The sequence below is a fragment of the Vallitalea sp. genome (assembly GCF_025211055.1).
Lineage (GTDB): Bacteria > Bacillota > Clostridia > Lachnospirales > Vallitaleaceae > Vallitalea.
This window is the reverse complement of sequence record NZ_JAOARO010000066.1, coordinates 1-8,102: the sequence shown is the minus strand read 5'-3', so window position 1 is coordinate 8,102 and position 8,102 is coordinate 1. Positions and strand designations below refer to the sequence as shown.

At 30.7% G+C, this 8,102-nt stretch carries 4 protein-coding genes; all 4 read right to left on the bottom strand.

Translation table 11 applies throughout. From position 1 onward, the window contains the following. Window positions 1-422 precede the first annotated feature (422 nt). Window positions 423-1,868 (bottom strand): TrkH family potassium uptake protein, encoded by a 1,446-nt coding sequence (locus N4A55_RS09490; protein ID WP_293755478.1) that lies wholly within the window; start codon window positions 1,866-1,868, stop codon window positions 423-425. Between the two features lie 223 nt (window positions 1,869-2,091). Continuing rightward, on the bottom strand, window positions 2,092-3,591 hold the full coding sequence (hutH, locus tag N4A55_RS09485; RefSeq protein WP_293755476.1) for a histidine ammonia-lyase: 1,500 nt from the start codon (window positions 3,589-3,591) through the stop codon (window positions 2,092-2,094). A gap of 819 nt (window positions 3,592-4,410) precedes the next feature. Then, a complete protein-coding gene (locus N4A55_RS09480; RefSeq protein WP_293755474.1) occupies window positions 4,411-5,436 on the bottom strand; it encodes a PorP/SprF family type IX secretion system membrane protein in 1,026 nt (341 codons plus the stop codon). A 161-nt stretch (window positions 5,437-5,597) separates the two neighbouring features. Beyond that, on the bottom strand, window positions 5,598-8,102 hold a 2,505-nt coding region (locus N4A55_RS09475; RefSeq protein WP_293755472.1), incomplete at its 5' end, for a gliding motility-associated C-terminal domain-containing protein.

Below are 8,102 nucleotides of genomic sequence, written 5' to 3'. Positions count from 1 at the left end.
TCAAACAAGCCTAATACATAAAACACCTCATTAAACACACTAATTTTAAAAGTATTTCAAATGTACGCGTTTGTGGTTGGTGATTGGAATATACTTATGATAATAAAAAAACAAATCTAAATATTGAGTAAAACACTAATTATCAAACCTTACTCACACTAAATTATGAAAACAAGAAGTCTTCATTAACAATATATATTTACAGCCATCAATCTAACTTTACATACAGACTAAACATTACATGGCTCTATTGAATGAACTCCAATAATTATGATAATCAAACAAGCCTAATACATAAAACACCTCATTAAACACACTAATTTTAAATGTATTTCAAATGTACGCGTTTGTGGTTGGTGATTAGGATACAATTATGATAATTTAAAAAACCACAATAATGCTCAAAAAAAGTTCACCTAAATTTAATGTTTCCAAAAACTACCTGTAAACAGAACCAAAACAGTAAAAATCTCAAGACGTCCAACCAACATCAAAAAACTTAAAAACCATTTGGCAGCATCTGGCATACTAGCAAAATTATTCATAGGTCCAACTTCACCAAAACCAGGACCAATATTCCCTAGGGTTGTTGCTGTAGCACTCAAAGCTGTATATACATCATCAGTCCAAAAACTCATAACCACTGACGAGAACATAAATATCATGATATACAAAATAAAAAAAGCAAGAATATTTGTGACTGTTTTTTGATTTACAGCAGCACTATTATACCTTATAGGAATTACTGCTTTCGGATGCACTAAACGTTTTAGTTCATAATAAGAATTCTTCAACAATATTAAAATTCTAACAACTTTTACTCCTCCTCCTGTAGAGCCTCCAGAACCTCCTACAAAAAACAAAACAAATATCATCATACCCAATATTGGAGCCCAAAGTAGATAGTCGGCTGTAGCATAACCAGTGGTAGTAATGATAGAAACGACAGTGAACAGAGAATCTCGAATAGCGGGCTCAAGCGACTGACCTCCCATATAAAGACTTAAAGCTATCACTATACTAAATCCAACAATAATAATAAGATAAAATTTAAATTCCTCATCTCTGAATATCTTCTTTGCTTTTCCAGTTATAGCTGCGTACGAGATTGTAAAATTAGTTCCAGCGATTATCATAAAAATAATAATCACATATTGTATATATGGAGATGAATAATGACCAATACTTGCTTGTTTTGTAGAATACCCACCTGTCGCCATGGTTGTCAAAGAATGATTGAGAGCATCAAAGAAATTCATACCTCCTATCCATAATAAAATGGTTTCAGCAATTGTGAATAATAGATATAAGCCCCATAAATTTCTTGCAGTTTCTTTAATTCTAGGAGTCAATTTATCTGGGGAAGGTCCTGGTACTTCTGCAACGAAAAGCTCTCTACCCCCTATTCCCAAAGTTGGAAGTATTGCTAAGAACAATACGATTATACCCATACCTCCAAGCCATTGAGTAAGCGATCTCCAGAATAACAAACCGTGAGGTAAGTCCTCAATATTATTAAGTATGGATGAGCCTGTGGTTGTAAAACCTGAAATGGTTTCAAAAAAGGCATTTGTAAAACTAGGTATATAACCACTAAACACATATGGCAAAGCCCCAAATAATGAAAACACCACCCAAACAAGACTCACAATAATATAGCCTTCACGTTTACCCAATTTTTTTTCTTGTGATTTACCATATAAATAACTTAAGCTACCAGCTGAAAGGCAAATAATAGATGTATATAAAAAAGCTTTGATATCCTCCTCCCCATAAAGCAAGGATACAACTAATGAAATTATAAGGAAGAAACTCTCTCCTACTAGGAGTTTACCTAGTATATTTGCTATTACTTTGGTTTTAATCACTTTTTTATATTTAATTTATGGTGAACTTTTTCAAGATAGAAACTCAAAAAACAGAATTTATCTACAATTGGTAAATGTAATACTTCAGCAAGAATATTAAAAATGAAATTATAATATTTGACTAACAGATTCTATTAATATTATGATTTACAAATTAATTATCACAAAAAAAGCTCCACAATTAAGTGGAGCTAATTTTGGTTAATATAGTTTTGCTATGCGATTAGTTTTTAACAAACTCTCCTTGCTTCAAGAATTCAACAGCCGCATCAATGTCTTTATACATAACACGGTCGAATTCGTTAAAGCTAACAGTCTCTCTAAATTGACCTAGGAATTCTTCAATAAATGATGATGATTTTCCAGGGCGACGTAAATCTACTGCTTGAGCTGCATTCATAAGTTCGATTGCTAATACACGCTCAACATTATCAGCTACTCTAACTGATTTAGTTGCGGCATTACCTCCCATACTTACATGATCTTCTTGTTCGTTAGATGAAGGGATAGAGTCTACGGAGCAAGGTGAACATAATTGTTTGTTTTGACTAACAATTGCTGCTGCTGCGTATTGTGGTATCATAAATCCAGAATTTAATCCTGAATTGGTAATCAAAAATTCTGGTAAATCTCTATCTCCTGAAATTAATCTATATGTTCTTCTTTCTGAAATACTTCCTAATTCAGCCATTGCAATACTCAAGAAGTCTAATACCAAGGCTAGTGGTTGACCATGGAAGTTTCCTCCTGAGATAATCATATCTTCTTCAACAAAAATAGTTGGATTATCTGTTACTGAGTTGATTTCAGTTTCTACAACTGAAGCTACATAATTTATTGCATCTTTACTTGCACCATGAACCTGTGGCATACAACGGAAAGAATATGGATCTTGAACATGCTTCTTTTCATTTGAAATAAATTCACTTCCTTCAAGTAATGATCTTATATTTCTTGCCGTTTCAATCTGTCCAGCATGTGGTCTTGCTTCGTGAATTGGTGATAAAAATGGATCTATTCTTCCATCATATCCTTCTAATGAAATAGCACCTATTATATCTGCATATTTCACAAGCTTAAATGCTTTTAGAAGTGTATAAACTGCATGAGAACTCATAAACTGGGTTCCATTCAATAAGGCTAAACCTTCTTTTGCTCCCAATTTAATTGGTTCCCAATTTTTTTCTTCTAGTATTTTTTTTGAATCGACAATTTCTCCATTATAGATAGCTTCTCCTTCTCCAATAAGTGGTAAAAATAAGTTTGCCAATGGTGCTAAGTCTCCAGATGCTCCTAACGAACCAAGATCTCGAACAACAGGAAGAATATTCTCATTGTACATCTCTATAATTCTTTCAACTGTACATAATTGAACACCTGATTTTCCTAAAGACAATGCATGAGCTTTAAGCATAAGCATTAACTTAATAACTTTCTCAGGAACAATATTACCTACACTACAAGCATGAGACATCACAAGATTAGCTTGCAATTGACTAAGATCTTCTTCTGGAATAGAAATCTTACATAATGATCCAAATCCAGTTGTTATTCCATATATAGGTTTTTCTGATGCTGCTATTTTATTATCTAAATATTCTTTAGATTTTAAAATTAAAGCTTTCGATTCTTCACTTAAAGCTAACTTATAATCGTTCTCAATAATTTCTTCAATAATATCAAAAGTTAGTCTTTCTGGACTGATATAATGTATTTTACTCATAATTTTACATAATTAATTAAACAAATAAGCTTTATTTCTTATTGACTATTTTCAACTTATTTGTTTATCTGATTTTTATGTTATAAGGTTATCAATGGGTAAATATTTATTCTTAGATTTTATATATATCCAAAAACAATACTCCAAACCAGCAAAAAAGTTTGGATACCCCTAATAAGATTTAGGAAGGTTTTTATTTTTCACGGACATCTAGTATCCGATCCAATAGTTGTAACCGGTCTTTCTTCTAAAGATGCGAATATCATATACTATAGGTCAAAAATTAATAAAAAAATTGGCCTGCAAATATTTCAACTCAAAATAATAAAACTACCATAATACACGAGTAAAAATGATTTTCAAATTATAATATCCAATCCATAAGGTATTGCAGGTTACACAATATTTTCCAGTATTATAAATTTGAATAAGAATTCTAAACTCTATTCTATCTAATTTTTTATTTCGAGATATTTTTAAAATTAAGACTTATTTTTCCATTTTATGGAATAAGCAAAAATTCAAATAGACCTCACATTAGTAAGTTTAAATTATATTTAACCCTGAATACTAAAAGTTTAGTCATATAAAAGCTTTTAATAAATCAAAAATTATTTTCGGATGTAATATTATAAAAAAAGTATAGAGTTTGAAAGCTTAATTTGAAAAATTTATATTTATTGAGTTTATACTATTCTATTTTATTCTTCGCAAGATTACAACCAAATATAAACACATATAAAACAAGCACTTAAACAAATTTATATACTTTTGCTTAAATGCTTATATCTAAATCACCCATAATTTAATACCTCTTTTCTAAAAAGCTGGACAAGAGATACGACCAACCCTATGTTTTTTTCGGTAATATCTTTCTATACACTTATATTTCTTATGGTAATGATTATTTATCTTAAGATTAACAGAAATCTCATGGGCTCCAGCATTAGTATGTACTAATTTTGATATTGTTTTATCATAACTATATGAAAGCTGCCAATTTTGATATTTATATCCAATTTGAAGAATAACAGCATCATATTCTAATTCAAAATTATCTCTATACCACATTCCTAGTATAAGTTTATTATATATGGCGTACAAACCATAGTTGATTTGCTTATTACTGCCTTGATGTCTCATAACAACATTGGGAGAAAGTCTGTAAACTTCTCGATGAAGTCCTCTTATCGACAAAGGTATCTCCATACCAAAATGAATTGTATATTTCCTAGGTAACTTCGAATAATCACTTTCATCCTTGAATGTCTCGTCAGGTTCTAAAAGATGGTGAGCTGCAAAACCTAGAAACATCTCCTTATAGCCAATCAATACACCAGATGATAAATCGAAAAATCCATTCTTATTATTATCTGGCACTGTTTCGTTAGTAAATTGACTAGGAATTCCCGTAAGGTGAAAATCATCTATTTGATCAGGATATACAAAACTAGTCCAATCTAAATGTCTTTCTGTAAATCCCATTTGAAGAGCTCCCTTAACCATCAAACCTTTTCTGAAATTAAAAGTGTGACAATATATTCCACTCATGCTGGTTGTCTTTAGTATTCCACCACCTTGTGAATCTTGCAAAACAGACACCCCCAATCCTCCTGACAACAAATACGAATAAAAATCATATGATACTGCATATGTTTCATAAGCTGACCTAACTTCAGGCCACTGGTTTCTATAATTCAATGCCAATCTTGAGTCATATATAGACCCTGCAAATGCGGGATTCATATATAATTTATTGGCATAGAATTGAGAAAATTCTACATCTTGAGCATACAACTCAACCACAAACATACTAAAGAATAAACATATGATTATTTTTCTCATCCTTATACACTTAGCTTTTACTACTATATATCTTTTCTTTTATTCTTATAATCTAAAAACAATTTAGACTCAACAATATCAAGACTATAATCTATACTGAATTAGATTATATGATATTTAACGTAATTTTTGACAATTTGGTTATAAAAAAAAGCGATTATTTATCTAATTAATGTAACAGTTCCCGATGCTTGTTCTTTTCCATCATAAAATAACAACCATAAATAAATTCCTATACCTGAATCAATACTATTATAAATACCTGACCAACCCTTGTTTTTCAAGTAATTGGAGTCAACCTCATCCATTTTTAAACTATAAACTAACTCACCCCATCTAGAATAAATATAAAGTTCAAAATCTTTAACTTTACCATCAAATACTAAATAAAACGCTTCATTATTACCTGATTTGTTAGGGCAAAACACATTTGGAGCTAAATAATCAGCGCTTCTAAAATCCACAAAAGTACTTGATTGAGAAATACATCCATTAATATCTGTCACTTTAACGGAGTAAATACCAGACTTCCTCACAACCAATCTGTCATTTTTTGACCCATCATTCCACTCATAATCAATAAATATATCCTCAATATTGATTTCATAAGAATCTTCTCCTTTTAGTATGATTGTATCCTTGGAGAAAATATTATGATCTGATTCAAAATAGCTTAATTCTATACTATCTTTTGTACTTATTCCATAATCATCCCAAACTTTCACAGAATAAACTCCTTCTTTTGCAACTTTAATGGCTCTCTCCTTACTACCATTATTCCACTGATATCGATTCCACTTACCTGCATCTAATACCAAAGCACTACCTTTACATATTCTCACATCTGAACCTAAATGAATTTCCGGATAAGGATTTACGGAAACCTTAATATTTCCATCTCCCCTACAGCCATAAACATCCATTACATTTACTGAATATTCACCATCCCTGCTTACAGTTAGGGTCTGCTCTGTTGAATTATCACTCCACTCATATTCGACGTATCCAACTCCAGCATCTAGTATAACATTAGTTCCTGCACCTATAATAGTATCATGTCCTAAATCAACATCTGGATCTGTCTTTATTCTTATATCTATTTCATCAAAACCTGTACAGCCATTTTCATTAGTTGCATACAGTCTGTAACGACCAGAACTTAAAATACTCAAATCCTTAGGCTTCCCTCCTGGCACCCACTCGGTATCGTAAACTAATGGAGCTTTTAATTTCAACTCCTCACCTTTACATAAATTGATATCTGGTCCTAAATCAACTACTGGTTTTGGATATATAACTAATTCAATACTATCGATAGATACACAATTATGATGATCTTTCTGTACTATTTTATACTCACCTGATGCCTTAACATAAAAATCTTCTACATTTCTTCTATTTATAATTTTGTCTTCATAGTACCAGTAATAACTACAATAGTCCTTTTTATTGATTCCAATCAAACTAGAATCTCCTACACAGAAATTATTTTTTTCATTCACGATTTTTACTTCATTTTTAGGTAAAACCTTTACTTTAATCGTGTCAATATATGAACATACTCCATCATTCACATCCAAGATATATTCTCCTGTTTTATCTACTTTTATCTCAGCTTGAGTTGAACCAGTATTCCAACTATAATTCATACCTATTAATCCAGAACTTAGTATTCTTTTGCTTCCATAACATAATTCTATATCTTTACCTAAATCAAAAACAGGTTTATAATTCAATTCAATATTTACTGAATCTTCATACGAACAGAGTTTTGAGTTTGAAACCTTTAGTTTATACAAACCTGATTTTCTTATATAAATACTACTAGTTAAATCTCCTGTACTCCATAAATAATTAACATCTTTAATACTAGTTTTCAATTCTAAACCTTCACCTGACTTAACACATTCTAATCTATCCGCACCCAAATCAAATACTGGAATTTCATTTATTATAATATTAACCGAATCTTTATAAGTACAGCCAAATTTATTGGTCAGTTCCAGTAAATATTTACTTGACTTGGAAATAGATATTGATTTTGAACTTTCTCCGGTATTCCACTGATATGTACAATCGTCTAAAGGAGCTATTAATTCAACTGTTTCACTTGATTTTAAACAATGAGTTTGGTCTGCGCCTAAATCAAATACTGGGACTTCATTTATTATAATATTCACAGAATCCTTATATGTACAGCCTAGTTTATTGGTCAATTCTAGTAAATATTTGCCTGATTTGGAAACAGATATTGATTTTGTGCTTTCGCCTGTATTCCATAAATAAATACAATCATCTAGAGGAGCTACTAATTCAATCGTTTCACCTGATTTCAAACAATGTGTTTGATCTGCACCTAAATCAAATACTGGGATTTCATTTATTATAATATTCAATGAATCCTTATAAGTACAGCCTAGTTTATTAGTAAGTTCTAATAAATATTTACCTGACTTGGAAATAGATATTGATTTTGTACTTTCTCCTGTATTCCATAAATATGTGCAATCGTCTAGAGGAGCTATTAATTCAATCGTTTCACCTGATTTCAAACAATGAGTTTGGTCCGCACCTAAATCAAATACTGGGATTTCATTTATTATAATATTCAATGAATCCTTATATGTACAGCCTAGTTTATTAGTAAGTTCCAATAAATATTTACC